Origin of the sequence: Paraburkholderia sp. CI3 (assembly GCF_050436505.1) — a bacterium.
GTDB lineage: Bacteria > Pseudomonadota > Gammaproteobacteria > Burkholderiales > Burkholderiaceae > Paraburkholderia > Paraburkholderia tuberum.
In genome coordinates, this window is sequence record NZ_JBNDMI010000003.1 from 581636 (window position 1) to 601573 (window position 19938).

A 19938-nucleotide genomic window follows, 5' to 3' on the forward strand; every position below is an offset into this window, starting at 1 on the left:
TGCTCGAGGCGGCGATCACCCTTCAACTGATCAGCGGCGAACATGTCGTAGCGTGCATTGTCGGCGCGCTATTGGTGTTCAATGCCGCGCCCGGCCTCTTTCAGGAAGAGCAGGCAAATGGTGTCGTCGATGCATTGAGGCAGCGCAGAGTCGGCTCGGTGTCGATCCGGCTCCCGCGTTATCGTGATGATGTGGGCCGCCGGCCTTCAATGCTTCAGGCAAGTGTCGGCGTTCTTCCATGTGCAGACGTCGAGTCCGGTGTGAATGACCGGAGGTACCGACTTCCCTTCCGCGAGGTCACGCATGACCATCGCGGCGCGGTAGCCCATTTCCTCGGGCCGCTGGCCGACGAGCACATTCACCTTGTGGTCCTTGAGCGCTTGCAGTTCGGGCCCGAGCGTATCCGCCGAGACGATCACGAACTTGCCGTTCTTGATCTTGTCCATTATCGGCGCGACAACCTGCGAAAAGGCCTGCGGCGCAAAGAGAGGCCAGCCGCCCGCTAGCAGAAAGGCGTCGAGACCGGTAGGGTGAGCGGTCAGCGTGTCCTGCATCATCTGGTTCGCCTTGGCGGCGTCGTCGTTCACGTAGAGCGGACAGCCACTGATCTCATGCCAGCCGTTCTCGCCAGCGAGCTTAGTGATCCCTTTCTTCCCGGAGAGCACATCGCGCGCGCCCTGGGCCCGCTGGTTGATGTTCTCCGCTGCCGGATTGCCCATCACCAGGCAGACATTGCCGCCTTTCGGCATCAGCATCTTCAACTGCTCGCCAAGCTTGGCGCCCAGTTCGTAGTTGTCGGTGCCGACATAGCTCTTGCGCAGTGACGCATCCTTCGGCAGCAGATCGGCATCCGCGGTGATGATCGGGACCGATCCGCCGCGGCGGCGCAGCACCTCCGCCACAGCCGGCGCGTTCGCGGGCGAGATCGCCATGCTCGCGACGCCCTTGGTCAGCAGGTCGTCGATGATCTGCACTTGCGCGCTCTCGTCCGCGGCGGTCGCGGGACCGGTGTAGTAGCAGTTGTAGCCTTGCTTGTTGAGTTCCTTGTTCGCCCGTTCGCATCCTTGATGCATGAGGTCGAAGTACGGGTTGTCGAGACCCTTCACCACCAGCGCAAGGGTCTTATCGGCCGCGAAGCCCGAGGACGCCAGCATCGCAAGTCCTCCAGCCGCAGCAAGACACATCCACAGTTTCTTCATTGCTTCCTCCTGTTCGGCGCCGGCTCTACGGTGCCCATGTCGGCCTACACAGTCTTCAAAACGATCCAACGTCAGGCCCGAAATCGGAACTCGGCCTTGGAGCGGATCCTCGCGGTCTTGTGAACCCATGCGTGCGGCAGTTCCGCGTCCGATCCGGCCGCACCCGCTTCCCGCGGCACCGGCCGGGAAGCGGCCGGTGCGTCCAACGACATTTCAATCTCCTTGCCGCTCGCCACCGAGCCTGTTAAAGAGCACCGCGACGACGATGAAGCTGCCGACGACCGTGCCCTGCCAGAACGCGTCGACGCCAAGCAGGATCAGGCTGTTGCGGATGACCTCGATGAGTGCCGCGCCGACGATCGTGCCGAAGGCGCTGCCAACCCCGCCGGCCAGATTGGTCCCGCCGACCACGGTAGCAGCGATCACGCGCAGTTCGTCGCCCGTGCCGAGGCCTGTCGTCACCGCGCCTAGCCAGCCGACTTCGAGAATCGCCGCGACGCCCGCCATGAGGCCGCAGAGCATGTAGACGGAACAAACGATGCGGCGCACCGGTACGCCGGTGAGCGTCGCCGCATGACGGTTGCCGCCGATCGCGAACACATAGCGGCCCCAGCGCGTCCAGCCGAACGCGAACCAGAACAACAGCCCAAGCAGGATCAGGAACCACACCGGATTGGCGACGCCGAGCGTCGAGCCGCCGCCGAGCGCGAGGAGCTTGCTCCCGTCGGGGCCGAAATCGAAAATGGTCCGGCTGCGGGAGATCACGAGTGCGAGGCTGCGGCCGACGCTCAGCATGGCGAGCGTCACGACGAAAGGCTGCATGCCGAGATACGCGATGAGCAAGCCGTTGACGAGGCCGACCAGCCCGGCGGTCAGTAGTCCCATGCCGATACCGGCCCAGATCGGGTAGCCCGCGTTCATGACGACCGAGAGCACGATACCGCTGATGCCGATCGTCGAGCCAACCGAAATGTCGATGCCGCCCGTGACGATCACCGCCATCATTCCCAGCGCCACGATGGCGACGAAGGCGAAGTTTCGCGTAACGTTGAAAAGATTCTCGGAGGTCGCGAAGGTCGAGGTCGCAAAAGACAGGGCGATACAGGCGACGATCGTTGCCAGCACGACCCAGAACACCTGGCTTGCGAGCAATCCCGACCAGCGAGTATGCGTCCTCGCGGACTGTGGATCATCGAGCAATGGCGGCACTGTAGGGGGCCTTCGCGGCGCGTCGTTCAATGTGGTGGCTCCGATGCGAGGCAGGTTCAGGCAGCGGCGAGGGCGCCGGTGATCAGTCCGGTCACTTCTTCCGGGGAGGACTCTTCGGTCTTCTTGTCCGCGACCTTGCGCCCGCGCCGCATGACAACCACCCGGTGGGCGACGGCGAATACGTCAGGCATGCGGTGGCTGATGAGGATGACGGCGATACCGTGTTCGGACAGGCGTCTGATGAGATCGAGCACCTCGACGACCTGGCGCACACTGATCGAGGCGGTCGGCTCGTCCATCAGAACGAGCCTCGCTTCCGAGAGGCGCGTGCGGGCGATGGCCACCGCCTGCCGCTGTCCCCCCGACATTTGCCTGACGAGGTCGCGCGGGCGCGTCTCGGACTTCAGTGCCTTGAACAGTTCACCCGCACGCCGATACATGGTCGCGTGATCGAGCACGCGGATAGGCCCGAACCCGACCCGCAGTTCGCGGCCAAGGAAAACGTTGGCGGCTGCCGTCAGGTTGTCGCAGAGCGCGAGATCCTGATAGACGACTTCGATGCCGCGCGCGCGCGCGTCGACCGGCTTGTTGAAATGCACGGGATTTCCATCGATGAGAATTTCGCCGTGCGAAGGTGGAAAGTTGCCGGCGACGACCTTCACCAAAGTCGATTTCCCGGCCCCGTTATCGCCCATGAGCCCCACGACCTGACCTGGCTCCAGACTGAGCGTCACGTCGGTCAGAGCCTGAATGGCGCCGAAATGCCTGGAAACGCCTCTGAGCTCAAGAAGACTCATGGACAGTCGTGCTCGCTGGGTGGAGGCGTCCATGGCATTGGCCGGACGGCCAGTAGACACGCGAAGGAAGTAAATGTTTTTTAGCGCACGATAGGGCATTTAGCAAGGCACTTTGGCCACCTGTCGAACGTGCCGCCGAATCGGAAGGCGCGTGCATTGCGGCTCTACACGAAGCGGCGAGCGGTGGCCGCTGAGGGGCGTCGAGCCACTCGCGTCCATCGGAAAATGTCATCCAGCGGACTTCGTGCCACAGCCGCCGCTCCTGGCACGACAAGTACGATCGCCCCCAATTAAGGCAGGCCTGAAAGCTTCTGGCGCGTCCGTGCGAGGGTAATCACCCATTAGCTCAAGCGGTCTTGGATGTCTTGAGAATGGGTCGTACGGACACGGGCTAAAGGGCTGGCACGTGGAGATCGTCGCTGGCGCGCCGGCCGTCGACGGATGCTCATCCCTGGCGACGCTGCATGATCACCAATCTGGCGATTAGGCCGCTCCGCCAACCAGTGGTGTTTGTTGAACCTGAAACTGCCCCAGCGCCCAACCGAATGACTCGATTTCCCGCTTGTGCAGCATCGCGAGCTTCAACAGGGACCGCTCGCCTTTTTCCGTCAGGTGGACCTGCACGAGTCGCCGGTCGGAAGCGTCGGGGCGACGCTCGACGAGCCCGGCGGCTTCGCAGCGGGACACGAGCGCCGCGGTGCCGTTGGGCGCTGCCTGCAACCGTTCAGCCAGTTCGCCAATACTGGCCCAGGAGCGGTCGGGAAATCCCCTGACGTGAAGGAGCATCTGATATTGCAGAGGCGTGACTCCTTCCGCGTGAGTAATTTCTTCCGAATACCGCAGGAACCTGCGTAACTGGTAACGGAATGCCGACATGGCTTCGAGATCCTGCTTGTTGGGCATGCCGACCCGGATGTGCGGTGATGTTTGCTTCACTTTGCTACCTGTCTCGTTCGGAACATGGACCGGGCGCCTGATACCGGATTCTCTGCAGCCTTGCTGAAATCCTGTTGCTCTATCGCAAAGCGCACCGGCAATGCGGCGTGACGGGGTGACAGCGCAAAATCGTATCAGATGGATTGCGTGCCCGCGCCGGATTGAGAAGCAGTGAGCGTTGGGGGTTCCGTATCGCCACGACCATCAAGGTTGGTGAACACGCGTTGATAGGACTATAGTGCATGGCACGGCATGACATGATTGCCGAGGCCTGTCTACCCGGTCGCACCGACCGATTCAGGCGGGCGGTGCGATGTTCGATCATCCCCCAAGACCGCTCGGCTTCTTTCTGCGTGGACCTTGTTTTGCGTGCATGGGACCGCTCGAGGCTTCCGCGCCGAACGATGACGCGGTGTTGTCATGCGAGGAGAGGCGGGATATGGCCCCCACGAAGCTCGACGGCAAGGAAGGAGATTCGGCGCCTCCTGAAAACGCCCAAGAAGTCGCGAAGCCGCTCGACCTCTATCGCATGAGCATGCTGGGGTTCTGCCTCGGGATCGTGACCGGTTTTGGCGCGGTCGTGTTCAGGTTGCTGATCGGCACTATCCATAATGCGGCGTTTCTCGGACGCCTTTCGCCGCTCTACGACGCGAGCCAGTTTACCCCGCCGTCGCCGTGGGGCGCATGGGTGATTCTCGTGCCGGTAGCAGGCGGCTTCGCGGTCACGTGGCTGGTAAGCCGCTTTGCACCGGAAGCAAAAGGGCATGGCGTGCCAGAAGTGATGGACGCGATCTATTTCGGGGGCGGCGTGATCCGTCCGGTCGTGGCGGTCGTCAAGTCGCTCGCATCGGCCATCGCGATCGGCACCGGTGCGGCGGTGGGCCGGGAAGGTCCGATCATCCAGATCGGTTCGGCCCTGGGCTCGACGCTGGGTCAGTGGCTGCGGATGCCCGCCAGTCAGCGGATCATTCTCGTTGCGAGCGGCGCGGGGGCCGGCATTGCCGCGACGTTCAATACGCCGATCGGCGGCGTACTGTTCGCGACCGAGCTGATGATGCCGGAAATCAGCGTGGGGACTTTTCTGCCCGTCGCACTGGCAACGGGCACCGCCACGTTCGTGGGACGGCTGTTCTTTGGCGGAGCAGCGGCTTTCCTGGTTCCCCCTCAGCTCGGAGCGCTCGATAACCATCTCGCGAGCGGCTTCACGCTGATGCTTTACGCGCTGCTCGGGGTCGTGGCCGGCGTGGCGGCCGCGTTGCTGATTCGCGTATTGCACTGGGCGGAGGACGCCTTCGAGCGCGTTCCGGGGCGTTTTGCGCGCCACGCGCTCGGCATGCTGTTCGTCGGCGCAATGATGTATCTGCTGATGCGCTACGCAGGCCACTACTACGTGGAAGGCGTGGGCTACGCAACGATCCAGGCGACGCTCAATGAACAGTTGCAAGGTGGCCTGTTCCTGCTGCTGCTTGCGCTGTGCAAGATCGCCGCGACGTCGGTTAGCCTCGGCTCCGGCTCGTCGGGCGGCGTGTTCTCGCCGTCGCTGTTCATCGGCGCGACGTTGGGCGCCGCGCTGGCGTCCCTGTTCCATCTGCTGGTGCCGGCCGCTCCGGTCAGCGTGCCTGCATTCGCGATGGTCGGCATGGGGGCGGTGGTCGCGGGCGGCACGGGTGCCGCGATGACGGCAGTGGCGATGATCTTCGAAATGACGCGCGATTACGACATCGTGCTGCCGATGATACTTGCGGTTGCGTTCAGCATCGGCACCCGCCGGCTCCTCTCGCGCGAGACGATCTACACGATGAAACTCGTCAGGCGCGGTCATGTCATTCCAGATGCGTTGCACGCCAATATGTTTCTCGTGCAGAACGCGGGGGCGATCATGGAGGCCGACATACTGGTGCTCGACGCGGACGTGCCGTTTCGCGATCTCCTCGATCGCATGGGCGTCGCGCCGTTCCGGCACATCGTCGTCACGAAGGCAGGCATGCTGTACGGCGTGCTGCGCATCAACACGGGCCTGCGCCGCGCGGTCAGCCATGACAATCCGACGGTCACGATCGGGCAGCTCGCGCATCGCAACTTCATCGTCGTGAAGCGATCCGATGCGGCGTTCGAAGTGATCAGCGAAATCCGGCAGCGCCGCGCGGTGATGGCGGTGGTCCTCGTCGATACCGCTGTCGATGGCGCGTTCGACGTGTCCGGCGTGATTGCGAAGGAGCATATTGCGGACGCCGTCGCTCGCAGTATCGATATTTTCCAGCCCCGGGCTCGCGCAAGGACCGCCACGTCGACGCAATCCGTGCGCGTCAACGACGCTTCGTATGCCGTGCACGGCAGGGGTCTCAAGGTGAGCGACCGTGAAGCTGAAAACTGAGTGGCGGACGTTGCGCGAGCGGCTCAAGGCCGCGGCGCACCTTGCGGATTCGGGGAGCACACGGGAAGACCGTTCGCCCGACGCAATCCCCGACCCGCGCGAGTGGGTGATCGTCTATCGCACCGAGCGCGGGTTCTGCTGCATGTACCGGGGCGAGCCGGTCGAATTCGACGAGATGCTGGACGTGCAGATATGGTCGGAGGAAGAGGACGTGCGGCTCTGGTACTTCGGGCTTTGAACTGGTCCGCGCGTCGTGCGCTGCGCAATTAGCGGTACACCAGGTCGGCGCGGCGATTCTGCGACCACGACGCCTCGTCGTGCCCCAGCGCCACCGGTTTTTCCTTGCCCAGGCTGACGGCTTCCAGCTGCGTCCCGGGCACGCCAAGCGTTTCCAGCTCACGCATGACGGCCTGCGAGCGCCGCTCGCCCAGGGCGAGATTGTATTCGGTGGTGCCGCGCTCGTCGGTATTGCCCTGTATCAGCACATGCTGGGACGGATGCCGGCGCAGATAGTCCGCATGTGCCTGGAGTAGCGCCTGATAGTCATCCCTGACCGTATAGCTGTCGAAATCGAAATAGATGCTTCGCTTTGCAAGCGGACTGTTGGGATTGTTCAGTTCGTCGATCGTCGAGGGACCGGTACTGAGCGCCGACGCATTGGCAGCCTGGCCGCTCGATGTGACCGTTTGCGGCGTTTTCGTTTCCGAATGACATCCGGCGAGCAGCGCGAGCATCACGAACGTGAGCCGGATCGTGCATTTTTTCATTCTGTCTTATATGGACGCCTCCCGGTTTGCCAGGTGATATTCGGTGTGTGACGGACAGGATGAGGTTGCAGACTTATATCCGGCCTGTGGTGCGGATGGTGATCCGCTGGCCCTGATGGAATCTGCCGGGGAAGTCCTCATCTCCTGCGAGTCCTCGAAGGACAAGACTCCGGGTTGGCAAGGCCTTCGTGATTGTCATCGCGATGATCAATAGGGACGCACTGGTCATTCGCTGATGGCGACCGCGCTGATTGCCAGCCCAAACGCATTACGTGACGGCGTGTACGCCGCTTTGGCGCTATCTTTGACAACCGGATCGGATCGGTTGCGAGCGCGACCACTGCCGACGATGCTGCCAGATCTCCCAACACCCGGCGCGAGCATCGGAGTTGTTCCAGATGCCTCAATGGAGGAAGGGTTCCTCAGAGCGGGGGTTTTCCCGCGTCTCTTTCATGCGCATCCCGGGATATTTGCAGAAGCGCTTTACCCGCACACCGCGCCGGTGCGCGTTGAATCACCGCCATAGACCGGCTGGCACTCAGATGTTTCGTTACATCTCATGGAATTATGTCATATCGTGCACTAACATTTGATATACGTTGGAAATCCGAAGCGTAGAAATCGGAACCAGCTTTCCCAGGAGGAGAGCGCGAGCATTGCTCGGACGTGTCCATTCTGTGGGAGACCGAAATGGGAAGACTATCGACCGCGGGCCGACGGCATCGCCGGCTCGTACTGAAGGCTGCTGCCGCAGCCGGAATTGCGCAGATCGGCGCACCCTTCATCATCAAGGCGCGCGGAGAGGTTCCAATCAAATTCGGGCTCGACGACCCGTTGACAGGTACGTACGCCGAACTCGGCAAGAACGAGCAAATGGGTTGCGAATACGCGATCGATCAGATCAATGCGCGCGGGGGCATATTGGGTCGTCCGGTTGAGCTCATCGTGGAGGATTCCACCAGCGCGGATACTGGCGCTGCTGTACAGAAGGCGCGCAAGCTGATCGAACGTGACAAGGTGGACTTCCTGCTTGGCAATGTCAACTCGGCTATGGCGCTTGCGATCGGGCAGGTTTCAAACGAATTGAAAACACTGCATATTGTGACGGGTGGGCATACCGACGCCGTGACCGGTACAGATTGTCACTGGAACGTCTTTCGGGTCTGCAATACGACGAGGATGGAAACCAACTCGGTATCGAAGGTCCTGTTCGACCGGTACGGAAAAAAATGGTTTTTCATCACCCCCGATTACGCATTTGGCCACACCTTGCAACTCGGCTTCGAGGCGAGCCTGAAGAAGTTCGGAGGGGTGGAGGCTGGAGCCGCGTTGGCGCCGCTTGGCACCACCGACTATTCGTCATATTTGATCAAGGCGCAGGCTGCCGATCCTGACGTCATCCTGTTTCTTACAGCAGGTCAGGATGCTGTCAATTCGCTTAAGCAGGCGGTGCAGTTCGGCCTTAACAAGCGTTTCCACATCGCCGGGGCGCAGCAGGAACTGGAGGTGCTCGAGGGCTTGCCGCCGGATGCGCGAATCGGTACGTGGGTATTCGAATGGTACTGGGACCAGCCCAACGTACCCCACGTAGCGGAATACGTGGCCGGCATCCGTAAGAAGGCCGGGAGAGTGCCAACTGCCAGACACTGGTTCGGGCACGTCGCTGTCAATAGCGTTGCACTCGTCGCTAATCAGGAGAAGACGCTTGACGCGGTGAAACTGGCGCGGGCGCTCGAAGGCTTCAAGTTGCCGCCGGACGTAGGGCTGATGCCGGACACACCGTTCTATCGGGCCGGCAACCATCAGCTCATGCCGGATCTCTATGTGGGACATGCGGTAGCGCAGGGACCTAGACCTGATGATCTATTCCACGTCGATCAGCTGGTAAAGGGCATCGACGCGGCGCTGCCGGTCAGCGAAACCGGCTGCCGTCTCACATGGGCGTGACCGGTTCGGGGAGCCAGACAGGGGGCTGAGTGCCTTATGACGTCGCGCTGCCGCAACTGCCGCGCGACCGATGAGCCGGGACATCGGAAGCGGACGTCGGCAGCACAGGTAACGGTATGACGCAACTGATCCTGTTCAACGTATTCAACGGTATCGTCATTGGCGCGTTTTACGCGCTAATGGCGCTTGGCCTGTCGCTGATCCTGAATCTGAGCGGTGTCATCAACTTCGCGCACGGCGGATTCCTGGCAATTGGCGCTTACCTCGCCTACACGATCATGCCGTATGTCGGCTTTTGGGCGGCGCTTGTTATTGCACCCTTGCTGACGGCTGCTATCGGACTGCTGATCGAGCGGGTACTGATTCGCCCGCTGTATGGAAGAGATCCCCTATACAGTCTGCTGCTCACGTTCGGGCTCGCGTTTCTGCTGCAGGACGGTAGCCGCTATATCTGGGGGCCTCAGACATTGCCATACCAGATTCCGGACGCGCTGAACCAGCCATTGACGTCCTCGTTCTTCTTTCTAACGGGCTATCGTGTGTTCATGGTCGTTCTGGTTGTGATCGTCGTGGCGGCGCTCTTCATGTTCCTGAAGTTCACTCGATCCGGCATTCGTATCCGCGCTGGTGTCGGAGACCTCGAAACGGTCGCGACACTGGGCGTGAATGTACGGTGGCTTCGCAGCATGAATTTCGGCCTCGGCATCTTTCTCGCGGGGCTGGCTGGCGTACTGGCAGCCGGCATGCTCGGACTGCAACCGACCATCGGGGATTCGCTCATCATGCCGAGTTTCGTTGCGATCATCGTCGGGGGACTGGGCAGCCTGCCGGGTACGCTGCTCGGCGGCATTCTCATTGGCGTCGCTTCTGGCCTGACTTCTGTCTTTTTCCCGTCCGCGACCGAAGCGGTGATTTACGTCCTGATGGGGCTAGTGCTGCTCGTACGTCCCCGCGGACTGCTGGGTGAGGAAGGGAGGGTCCAGTGAGATCATCACTGCAACTCGCGGGGAATGCGGCGGTCTGGCTGGCGCTCGCTGCCATGCCGTACTGGATCACCTGGCTCGGCGGCTATACGGCACTTGGTACACGCGTAGTAGTAATGGCATTGGCGGCGATGGCGCTCAATTTTCTACTCGGTTTTACTGGCGTGTTGTCGTTCGGTCACGCGGCATATTTTGGTCTCGGCGCGTATGGCGTTGGTATGACGATCCGTTATCTGGTGCCGAATACGCCGCTTGGTATCGTCATTGGGGTCGCGGCCGGCACGCTGGCGGCGGCGCTCATCGGCGCGCTGATTGTCAGGCTTCGGGGCGTCTATTTCGCGATGGCGACGATCGCATTCGGCCAGGTGTTCTACTTCGTCGCCTTTCGCTGGAACGCCGTGACTGGCGGCGACGATGGGCTCTCCGGATGGCATCGCATGCCTCTCCACTTTGGCCAGCAGAGAATCGACATTCTTGGCAACAGCACCGTGTTTTACTATTTCGTTTTGCTTTGCTTTGCCGTGTCGGTTGGCGTCATGACTGCGCTGTTGCGCTCTCCGTTTGGCCGTACGCTTCTGGCGATACGCGAGAACGAAAAACGGGCGCGCTTCCTGGGGCTGCCGGTGGAGCAGCATATCTGGCTGTCGTTCGTGATCTCCTGCTTTTTCGTGAGTTTTGCCGGTACCTTGTACGCGCTGCTCAATAACTTCGCCGATCCGCATGATCTGCGGTGGGACCAGTCAGGCGATTTTGTGATCATGGCCGTGCTGGGGGGAATGCGCTCGTTGTGGGGACCGCTGATCGGCGCGGCCGTCTTCGTGCTGGTTCAGGATTACATCTCCACACGGACTGAGAACTGGATGTCGTTTATCGGCCTGCTGTTCATCCTCGTCGTTCTGTTCTTTCCCCGTGGCGTGCTCGGCATCCGGACGGGCGGGGTGCGTTCATGAGCCTGCTCGTAGTCGATCACGTATCTCACCGGTTCGGTAATCTTCGCGCGGTTAGCGATGTTTGCCTGACTGTGGAAGCCGGTGAGCTTCGCGCGGTAATTGGGCCTAACGGTGCAGGAAAGACGACGTTCTTCAACCTGATCAGTGGATTCTTTCCGCCTACGTCGGGGCGTATCGTGTTCGACGGACGCGACGTGACCCGGCTTGCGCCTCATCGCCGCGTTGCCATGGGAATGGCGCGGACTTTCCAGATTACGGAAGTTTTTCCTGAGTTGTCCGTTCGCGATAATCTGCGGATTCCGGTCGAACTTCGGGCCGGGCACAGGCTCTCGCCGTGGCTCTCGAGGGCGGCGCGCACGACCGTCAACCAGCGGCTGGAAGAATTGCTCGTGCTCGGCGGACTCGAGCAGCGTGCGCGCCGGTTGGTGGGTGAGCTGTCGCTTGGCGACCAGCGAGCCACGGAAATCATCATGTCGCTCGCACTCGAACCCAGGCTCCTGCTCCTCGACGAACCGACCGCGGGGATGGGAGATCAGGAAACCTACGACGTGACGCAACTGATACGACGCCTGCACCGCGATCGATCGCTGACGATGATTCTGATCGAGCACGACATGCGCGTCATCTTCCAGCTGGCACAGCGCATCATGGTGCTCGCCGAAGGCAGGATTCTGGCAGAAGGAACGCCCGAAGAAATCACCGGCAATCAAGCCGTGCAAGCAGCCTATCTGGGAACAGCAAAATGAGTGCCCTGGTTGCCGAGGGACTGCAGACCTGGTACGGCAAGAGCCACATTCTGCATGGCGTATCGGTGGACGTTGACGACGGCCAGATTGTCGCCCTGGTAGGGCGCAACGGCGCCGGCAAGACGACAACCATGCGAAGCCTGATGGGATTGACCCGGCCACGCGCGGGAAGGGTGAACATTCTAGGCCGCGAAACGACCGGCTGGCCGCCAGACCGAGTCGCGGCGCTCGGTGTCGGATATGTGCCGGAGGGTAGGCGCATATTCGCGAGTCTCAGCGTGGAAGAAAATCTGCTTGTGCCCAACGGGCGCACCGGTCCTTGGACGATCGCACGTGTGTTTGAGCTTTTTCCCCGGTTACGCGAGCGTCGGAACAGCAAGGGCCGGCAACTCTCCGGAGGGGAGCAGGAAATGCTCGCGATCGCACGCGGCCTGCTGCTCAACCCACGCGTACTGCTTCTCGATGAGCCGTCTCAAGGTCTCGCACCGCTGATGGTGCAGGAAGTGTTTGATGTTATCGTCAGAATGCGCGCCGAAGGCATGTCGGTGCTTCTGGTTGAGCAGAACGTTCGAGCGGCTGTCGAGATTGCCGACGCGGCTTGCGTGCTGGACGATGGCCGGGTCGTTTTTTCCGGATCCGCGCAAGAACTTGCGCGCGACGAAGCTCGTGTGCGTACTCTGGCCGGGGCCAGTGCGAGCGATTGGCGCATGCTCGACGATGCTTGAATCGCATGAAGCCATGCCACGAATTTGAAATGGCACAGTGTGAACTAACGCTCGTCGAAGCGCACAGGCATTTCCAAGCCCTTTAATTGTCGCTTCGGTTCACGGCGGGGATTTTATCGCCGTCTTTGCGGTCGAAGCGTTCATGGTGAGCCGTTCATGTATGACGGTGTGCGGATGCGCACCGCCTCTTTCGCGCAACGCCGGTTCAAAAACCGAACTTCGGGGCAGGCGCAAGGAGACCAGAAATGAGCACGATTTCCGACCTGACGCTATCGGGCAAACGCGTCGCGATGCTGGGATAGTGGGGTTGCTGTTCGCAAGCACCACTAGCATGATTGGTTCAGGGTGGCTGTTCGGCGCCTACCATGCATCGAGAATAGCCGGTCCGTTGAGCATAGGCAGTTGGGCGCTTGGCGCTGTCATCATCATGCTGATTGCGCTATGTTTTGCGGAGCTTGCCGCCGTTTTTCCTCGTAGTGGGGCGCTGGTTCATATGAGCCACGCGAGCCATGGCGACGGACTTGGAAGGTTGTGGTGCTGGCTGCTCTTCCTCGCCTATGTCCCGGTGCCTGCAGTCGAAGCCGAAGCAATCGTCACTTATGCGAGCAACTATCTGCCATGGCTAATCCGTCCTGGCTCCGCCGGGGTGCTGAGTTTGGCGGGCTTCTTCGTGTGCGCCGGTTTGCTCGGAATCACCGCGCTGCTGAATCTGATGGTGATCAGATGGCTGCTCAACGTCAATTCAACCATTACGTGGTGGAAAATTCTGGTACCGATACTGACCATCGTCGGCTTGATGGCAGCGAGCACCCACCGGGATGTCGTGCGTGCGGCGCCTGACACCTACAAGCTCTCCGGCATGTTCACGGCACTTCCCGCAGCAGGTATCGTTTTCAGCTATTTGGGCTTCCGTACTGCGATCGACCTCGGCGGCGAAACGGCCAATCCACATCGCGACATTCCGCTAGCCGTGATTGGCTCGGTCGTGCTCGCTGCAGTGGTTTACATCATGTTGCAAGTGGCCTTTATCTGGGCGCTGTCGCCGGTCGATCTCGCGCACGGATGGGCACACCTCAGCTTCAAGGGGGAAATGGGACCGTTCGCTGGACTTGCCGCGACGCTCGGGCTCGGCTGGATGGCGACGCTTCTATATATCGACGCCTATATATCGCCTGGCGGCACGGGGCTGATGTATGTAACCGGCGGATCGCGCGTCCTCTTTGCTACGGGCGAAATGGAGGCAGGTCCCCGCGTGCTGACAAAGCTGAACCGCAACAAGGTGCCATGGCTGGCGGTTCTCGTGATGTGGGTCGTTGGCACCATTTTCCTGCTGCCGTTTCCTGCATGGCAGAAGATGGTCGACTACATTACATCGGTTACGGTGCTGACATATGGTCTTGGTCCGGTCGCGTTGCTGGTGTTGCGCCGTAACCTTCCGGAACTGCATCGTCCATTTCGCATGTGGGCCGCGCCTGTTCTGGCGCCAGTCGCATTTATCTGCAGCAACCTCGTAATATATTGGACTGGCTTTGCAACGAACACCTTTCTGTTTGCGCTGGTGGCGATCGGTTTCGTACTCTACGCGGCGTACTACCACATCGTCTTGCGCAAAGCTGCGAAAGACTTCGGCTGGAACAACATTGCGTGGCTGTTGCCGTGGTTTGGGGGCATCTGGTTATTGTCGTGGCTCGGCGGCATCGGTGGCGGACTCGGTGTGATCGGATTCGGTTGGGACATTCTTCTAGTGGCGCTCTGGAGCGTGATCGTGATGAGGCTCGCAATGCGCTGCGCGTTGGGCGTCGAGCAGACGCGAGCAATGATGGAGCGAATGGACGCGACGAGTTGACTGGCAACGCCATCGTTCAGCGAGGGAGGAGTCAACGGAAGCTCTATCCGTTAGCGGGGCGCTTGAAGGGACTACCCGAGTACCCGCCTGAACTGCAAGCCAGACTTCCAACGGTGAGATCTGGTCAGGGAGTCGCGCTCATGTAATGAGCGGGGATCGAGCAAGACTTGTCTAACCGGAAGCGAAGGGCAGAATGAGCGCCCTCTTCATGCATACCCCACCGTTGTCGAGCACGGCAGACCACCGCAGCAGAGGCGGCGAGCGTGCACGGTCTCTTTGTTCGTGGTTGGAACGCGATGCGCTGCAAGTAAGAAGGTTGTACGGGCTCATGCCTGACTATGCCTCGCCTTGTTCATCTTTCCCGACAGTAACGGTAGTGGACGACGCAAACATGTAGTGGGGCACATCAAGGTTCTGGGGGGCGGGTTTGTCCCTGAACACACGGCCGGCCAGGTCATATGTCGAGCCGTGATGCGAACGCTAACTGGCGAGGTCCGGGGGGTGTCCGGTTCTTCGCACTACCCAGTGCTGCCGCCTTGCGTCCGGATGGCTCCTTCTTAAGCGTCCTTTAAGCACCAAGGCCTAGCTTTAAAGCGTCAACTGTTCGAAGTTCAAGCCCTGTGAAAGTCTCGCATGCCATATGCGCCGCCGATGTGAGCGCGCAAGGCCGCATGCGACGTCTGGAACTGGACACTCGCTGAGGAGAATGAACCATGAAAAGGCATCAGGTTATCGCTGTCACGTGCGCGTTGCTCTCCGCCGCCTATTGTGGTGCGACCGTGCAGGCCGCCGAGTCCCCGCGGGCCGTCGCGTCGGACATGGGCAAAGTCTCGGGGAAAGGAAACGAGGCCTTCCAGCAGATCGAACTTGCGCGACTCGCAATCTTCAACGGTAACGGTTCGGAGGCCGCCACGCTTGTAAAAGCCGCCCAGAAATCACTGCAGGAAGCGCAGGCTGACAATACTGCTTTTACCAAGGCTGAAAAAGACTTGAAACTTCCACCCACGGCTTCCAGCGCGCCGCATGTCCAAGCGGACGTCGCTCGCGCTTCGCAGGAGCTGATGTGGCTTCCAGTTGGCGCTGACGTAACTATCACCGACAATCTCGCCCAGTCTTCCGAGAAATCCAAAGCGGTGGCATCCGCGAATGAGCACATCAAGCAAGGTGAGCGGGATCAGGCGCTCAACGCCCTGAAGGTCGCGAATATCAACGTTGCCTACACCATGGAACTCGTTCCGCTAAAACTGGTGATCGCGGACGTCAATGACGCTGCGAGGCTGATCTCTCATCACCAGTACTATCAAGCAAATGACGCCCTCCGGCAGGCGGTGGCGAGCGTGCGGTATGACTGGGTCGACCTGGACGCCATTCCTCAGCACGCACAAACCGCACAAATGGCTTCGAAGCCTGCCGAGCATCCTGCGTCGTCCGCGAGCGCACGATGAATCTGTTCGCGATGCCAAAGCGTCCCTGGCGGTACAGAGGGACAATTTAGCGTTAGCTTATTCTGAAGGGGCATCACGCCCCCAAAGAGCAGTCGATCATGGCATTTATTGCCTCCGCTTATGCCACAACACAACGAACGTCGTGCGCAGCTAATGAGCGCTGCCCGCGAGTTAGATTCATGTCGACCTGCCTGCGCGCCGGTAAGGTATGGTCCGCGCATCTGATCTTTATATAGCACAATGTGCTACATTGGCCTACACTTTGGATATCGAGATTAGCGCAAGCCTCGTTGCTGGTTATAAGCGTCGATTGCATCAGGCGGCCGTCTCGGCGGCCGTCGCAACGGCACAGTTGTCCTTCGCGGAGAGGTCTGTATGCTTGTTACGTTCAAGTGCCGTTCAACTCCGGACGTCGTCATGCTGCGGAACCTCGCGGAATATCTCCTCGCAGCCATTGGTAAGCAAGTCGCCACTCGTGGCGTCATCAGCCACGACGAACTGGGTGCGGTGATAACGCGACTTGAACGCGCTATCGAAGATCAGGCACGCACTGAATTAGCCCTCAACGTCCTCCATCACGTGCCGAACGACCATAGTTCAAACAGTGCGGCCGCGACCGTCAAACATCGCGCCTGGCCATTGCTCGACATGATGCGCGAGGCCCATCGCCATGGCGACGATATTCTCTGGGGTATTTAGACCGTTGGAGCGCTGCGACGCAGGCGCATGTCTTCGTTATCGCGAGACAGCGCCGATGCCGTTGTCAGCGCAAGGGCGTTCCAGGGGATAGACGCGATAAGTCTGCAGATGCGACCTGACGTTCAAAGGATCATCGTCGCCACGCGCATCGAACCCGGCGCCGACGCATCATTTATTAGCGACCTGCCGCATCGGACCAATAATTCTCGACATGTCGCGAAGCTAAATGATTGCGATCCGACGTAATCTGCGCGAGCGGTAAATCGCGCGTGCCCTTCGTCGTGCGGCCGTAGGACGAGAGGTCTGGCCGCATCCGAACCGCTTCCGGGAGCGGGAGCCCTCGCGGCGCTCAGGGTTCCAATGACCGTCTGGGGATCGTTGAAGGCCGCATAAAAGAGCGCGCCCGTTCCAGATCACCAGGGTCTCAAGCAGCACGCCGGCGGCGGTGCCGCGCGCGACACGAGCGAGGGCTCACGGGCCGGGTTTTAAGTTTCGTTTAAGTTTTCGCGTCTAAATTCTGAGAAATGTCATGTCGTGCCATAATATTGCACCAGGCTTTCAGCGGGTGCGCCGCGGAATCGCGTGACTTCGACGTGTCCTCAGCTTGCCGGTCAAGCACGTCCGACTGCAGCATCGGCAGCTATCTTCACCCAGCGACTGCTGGGTTTTTTTTTTACACGATATGAGCGCAACTTCCACATCGGCCACTTCCCGCTCGCGCATGAGTGCGCTCGAGCTGCGAGCGACGCTGTCGCTCGCAGCGATCTTTGCACTGCGCATGCTCGGTCTCTTCATGATCATGCCGGTGTTTTCGGTGTATGCGAAAACCATTCCCGGCGGCGACAATCTCCTGCTGGTCGGCATCGCGCTGGGGGCGTACGGCGTCACTCAATCGCTTTTCTATATCTTCTACGGCTGGGTTTCCGACAAGGTTGGCCGCAAGCCAGTTATCGCGACGGGTCTCGTAATATTTGCGATCGGCAGCTTCGTCGCCGCGGGGGCGCACGATATTGTGTGGATAATCGTCGGTCGCGTGATCCAGGGAATGGGCGCCGTTTCCTCCGCGGTGCTCGCTTTTATTGCCGACCTCACTACCGAGCAGCACCGCACAAAAGCAATGGCGATGGTGGGTGCCTCGATCGGCATTTCTTTTGCGGTGGCGATCGTGGGTGCGCCTCTGGTGTTCCACTGGCTCGGGATGAGCGGCCTGTTCTCGCTGGTCGGCGCGCTCTCGATTCTCGCGGTGGGCGTGGTGATCTGGGTCGTGCCGGATTCGCCGAACCGGCCCGTCCACTTGCGGGCGCCATTTGCCGAAGTGCTCCACAACGTCGAGCTGCTGCGCCTGAACTTCGGCGTGCTCGTACTGCACGCCACGCAAACGGCGCTGTTCCTTGTGGTGCCTCGCCTGCTCGTCGACGCAGGGCTGCCGGTCTCGTTGCACTGGAAGGTCTATCTGCCGGTCATGGGTATTGCGTTCGTCATGATGGTGCCGGCCATCATTGCCGCGGAGAAGCGGGGGAAAATGAAGGCCGTGGTCGTCTCTGCAATCGGTCTGATCCTCATTGGCCAGCTATTGCTTGGCTCGCTCGAACATACACTCGTTATCGTGCCCGCCGTCCTGTTCGTGTATTTCCTCGGCTTTAACATCCTCGAAGCGTCGCAGCCCTCGCTCGTCTCGAAGCTCGCGCCGGGCGATCGGAAGGGTGCGGCCACGGGCGTGTACAACACCACGCAGTCGATCGGCCTTGCCCTCGGCGGCGTGGTTGGCGGCTGGCTTCTAAAACACAATGGCGCGAACGCGGTGTTTTACGCGTGCTCCGGGCTCGTATTGTGCTGGCTCGCAATCGCGTTCAATATGAAGGTTCCGTCACCGCGGAAAGCCTGAGTCGCGCTTCTGGCGCGAAATGCAGCCGGTGAGGGCGTCGCCGGAAAAAACCTAGAAGAAAAACAGGGGAACAGATCGTGCGCATTCTCGCGCTGATGGACCGTCGAAAGCTGCAGCGCATCAACCGGTTATGGCTCCACTATGGCGTGTTCTGGTTGGGGGCGATCGCCGTAGGCCTGGTCGCGGTGCTTTACGCGAAGCTGATCGATTTCGGCTACGCTGTGTTCCTTCGCTATGCGGCTGACCGGTTCTGGCTGCCTCTGATTGTGGCGCCCGCAACAGGCGCCGTTACGGTGTGGCTTACACGGCGCTTCTTTGACGGTTCCGAGGGCAGCGGTATCCCCCAGGTGATCGCCATGCTGCACGGGCCGAACGAACTCGGGCCACGGCTGCTCACACTGCGTATTCTCGTTGGGAAGCTTCTGGTCTCGTTCCTGGCCCTGCTCGGTGGCTTTACCATCGGCCGCGAAGGTCCGACCATTCATGTTGGCGCCGCCCTGATGTTCAGCCTGAGGCGCTTTTACCCGAGGCGTTTTCTGGCGATCCGGCCGGGCGTGCTGGAGCGCAGACTCGCGCTCGCGGGTGCGGCCGCCGGTTTGTCGGCGGCATTCAATGCTCCGCTCGCAGGCGTGGTGTTCGCCATTGAGGAACTCATGCGCAGCTTCGAGGAGCGCGCGAGCGGCGTGCTGATCACGGCAATCATCTTCGCTGGCGTCGTTTCACTTGGGCTTCAGGGAAACTATGTGTATTTCGGCACGATCGATATCGGGTCGGGATTGCCCCGATGGATCAGCCTCGCCGTAGTGCTGATCGGTGTCCTTGCGGGCGCGCTAGGGGGATGCTTCTGCTGGCTGTTGCTCAACACGAAGCGCTGGATGCCCGAAGTTCTGCTCGAACTGCGCGTGAAGCGGCCTGTGCTGTTCGGCGCGCTATGCGGCCTGGTCATTGCGGTCGTCGGCGTGAGCGCAAATGGCCATACATTTGGCAGCGGCTATGCCGAAGCGCGGAGCATGCTGGAAGGCAGTGCGCATGTCAGCGCGGCATACCCGCTCCTGAAGATGGTCTCGATGGTGGGATCGTATCTGCCAGGCGCGCCCGGAGGCCTGTTCGCCCCGTCGCTTGCGATCGGGGCTGGCATCGGCAACACGGTTCACATGGCGTTCTCGCAGATCCAGCTTCCGATGCTCATCGCGCTCGGCATGGTCGGCTATCTGGCGGCGGTCACCCAGAGCCCAATCACGGCGTTCGTGATCGTCATCGAGATGATCAACGGGCACGCGCTCGTTATCTCGCTGATGGCCACGGCGCTCATCGCGAGTCGCGTCTCGCGCTTTTTTGCGCCACCGCTGTACGAGGCGCTCTCGGAGCGTTATCTGCGCAAGCCGTGAGGCAAAGGCGACGGTAGGTCGAACAGACATCGACGGAGTTCA

At 60.8% G+C, this 19938-nt stretch carries 17 protein-coding genes and 1 pseudogene; 12 read left to right on the forward strand and 6 right to left on the reverse strand.

The annotated features are described in order from the left end of the window. Positions 1 to 206: 206 nt before the first annotated feature. The 4 genes from OKW29_RS11515 to OKW29_RS11530 all read right to left on the reverse strand — a co-directional run bounded on the left by OKW29_RS11515 (position 207) and on the right by OKW29_RS11530 (position 4108). Entirely contained in the window at positions 207 to 1199 is a 993-nt protein-coding gene (locus tag OKW29_RS11515; protein ID WP_184069356.1) for a sugar-binding protein, read from the reverse strand. Positions 1200 to 1412: 213 nt separating this feature from the next. Continuing rightward, positions 1413 to 2351, reverse strand: coding sequence for an ABC transporter permease (locus tag OKW29_RS11520; RefSeq protein ID WP_429291122.1), 939 nt, complete (start codon positions 2349 to 2351; stop codon positions 1413 to 1415). A gap of 113 nt (positions 2352 to 2464) precedes the next feature. Next, entirely contained in the window at positions 2465 to 3205 is a 741-nt protein-coding gene (locus OKW29_RS11525) for an ATP-binding cassette domain-containing protein (protein WP_429291123.1), read from the reverse strand. 483 nt (positions 3206 to 3688) lie between these two features. Next, the gene (locus OKW29_RS11530; protein ID WP_429292488.1) at positions 3689 to 4108 is read right to left on the reverse strand and encodes a MarR family winged helix-turn-helix transcriptional regulator; all 420 of its coding nucleotides are present in this window, start codon (positions 4106 to 4108) and stop codon (positions 3689 to 3691) included. A 472-nt stretch (positions 4109 to 4580) separates the two neighbouring features. On the opposite strand from OKW29_RS11530, the gene OKW29_RS11535 reads away from it, so the two are divergent. Continuing rightward, positions 4581 to 6515, forward strand: coding sequence for a chloride channel protein (locus OKW29_RS11535; RefSeq protein WP_429291124.1), 1935 nt, complete (start codon positions 4581 to 4583; stop codon positions 6513 to 6515). Then, entirely contained in the window at positions 6499 to 6753 is a 255-nt protein-coding gene (locus tag OKW29_RS11540) for a hypothetical protein (protein ID WP_184049852.1), read from the forward strand. Before OKW29_RS11535 ends, OKW29_RS11540 begins: the two co-directional genes overlap by 17 nt. A gap of 28 nt (positions 6754 to 6781) precedes the next feature. On the opposite strand, the gene pal is transcribed toward OKW29_RS11540, so the two are convergent. Further along, positions 6782 to 7282: a peptidoglycan-associated lipoprotein Pal gene (gene pal / locus OKW29_RS11545; protein WP_184069367.1), complete on the reverse strand. Its 501-nt coding sequence runs from the start codon at positions 7280 to 7282 to the stop codon at positions 6782 to 6784. Positions 7283 to 7972: 690 nt separating this feature from the next. Between pal and OKW29_RS11550 the strand changes: the two genes are divergently transcribed. The 6 genes from OKW29_RS11550 (at position 7973) to OKW29_RS11575 (ending at position 14479) form a co-directional block, all read left to right on the forward strand. Beyond that, on the forward strand, positions 7973 to 9229 hold the full coding sequence (locus tag OKW29_RS11550) for an ABC transporter substrate-binding protein (RefSeq protein WP_429291125.1): 1257 nt from the start codon (positions 7973 to 7975) through the stop codon (positions 9227 to 9229). Between the two features lie 116 nt (positions 9230 to 9345). Beyond that, a complete protein-coding gene (locus tag OKW29_RS11555) occupies positions 9346 to 10215 on the forward strand; it encodes a branched-chain amino acid ABC transporter permease (protein WP_184033934.1) in 870 nt (289 codons plus the stop codon). 53 nt (positions 10216 to 10268) lie between these two features. Beyond that, a complete protein-coding gene (locus OKW29_RS11560; RefSeq protein ID WP_260330577.1) occupies positions 10269 to 11162 on the forward strand; it encodes a branched-chain amino acid ABC transporter permease in 894 nt (297 codons plus the stop codon). Further along, a complete protein-coding gene (locus OKW29_RS11565; RefSeq protein WP_184069373.1) occupies positions 11159 to 11908 on the forward strand; it encodes an ABC transporter ATP-binding protein in 750 nt (249 codons plus the stop codon). The genes OKW29_RS11560 and OKW29_RS11565 overlap by 4 nt, the downstream gene beginning before the upstream one ends. After that, a complete protein-coding gene (locus OKW29_RS11570; protein WP_187618216.1) occupies positions 11905 to 12633 on the forward strand; it encodes an ABC transporter ATP-binding protein in 729 nt (242 codons plus the stop codon). The genes OKW29_RS11565 and OKW29_RS11570 overlap by 4 nt, the downstream gene beginning before the upstream one ends. A 331-nt stretch (positions 12634 to 12964) precedes the next feature. Next, on the forward strand, positions 12965 to 14479 hold the full coding sequence (locus tag OKW29_RS11575; RefSeq protein WP_429291126.1) for an APC family permease: 1515 nt from the start codon (positions 12965 to 12967) through the stop codon (positions 14477 to 14479). Between the two features lie 336 nt (positions 14480 to 14815). Here the strand turns inward: OKW29_RS11575 and OKW29_RS11580 are convergent. After that, positions 14816 to 14950: pseudogene (locus OKW29_RS11580) on the reverse strand (ubiquinol-cytochrome c reductase iron-sulfur subunit); the annotation flags it as partial. A gap of 242 nt (positions 14951 to 15192) precedes the next feature. On the opposite strand from OKW29_RS11580, the gene OKW29_RS11585 reads away from it, so the two are divergent. The 4 genes from OKW29_RS11585 to OKW29_RS11600 all read left to right on the forward strand — a co-directional run bounded on the left by OKW29_RS11585 (position 15193) and on the right by OKW29_RS11600 (position 19896). Beyond that, positions 15193 to 15924 (forward strand): YfdX family protein, encoded by a 732-nt coding sequence (locus OKW29_RS11585; protein ID WP_429291127.1) that lies wholly within the window; start codon positions 15193 to 15195, stop codon positions 15922 to 15924. Between the two features lie 375 nt (positions 15925 to 16299). Continuing rightward, positions 16300 to 16623 (forward strand): DUF1840 domain-containing protein, encoded by a 324-nt coding sequence (locus OKW29_RS11590; RefSeq protein WP_429291128.1) that lies wholly within the window; start codon positions 16300 to 16302, stop codon positions 16621 to 16623. 682 nt (positions 16624 to 17305) lie between these two features. After that, complete coding sequence (locus OKW29_RS11595) at positions 17306 to 18508, forward strand: MFS transporter (protein WP_429291129.1); 1203 nt, start codon at positions 17306 to 17308, stop codon at positions 18506 to 18508. Between the two features lie 95 nt (positions 18509 to 18603). Then, positions 18604 to 19896 (forward strand): chloride channel protein, encoded by a 1293-nt coding sequence (locus OKW29_RS11600; RefSeq protein ID WP_429292489.1) that lies wholly within the window; start codon positions 18604 to 18606, stop codon positions 19894 to 19896. The last annotated feature ends 42 nt before the right edge of the window (positions 19897 to 19938 follow it).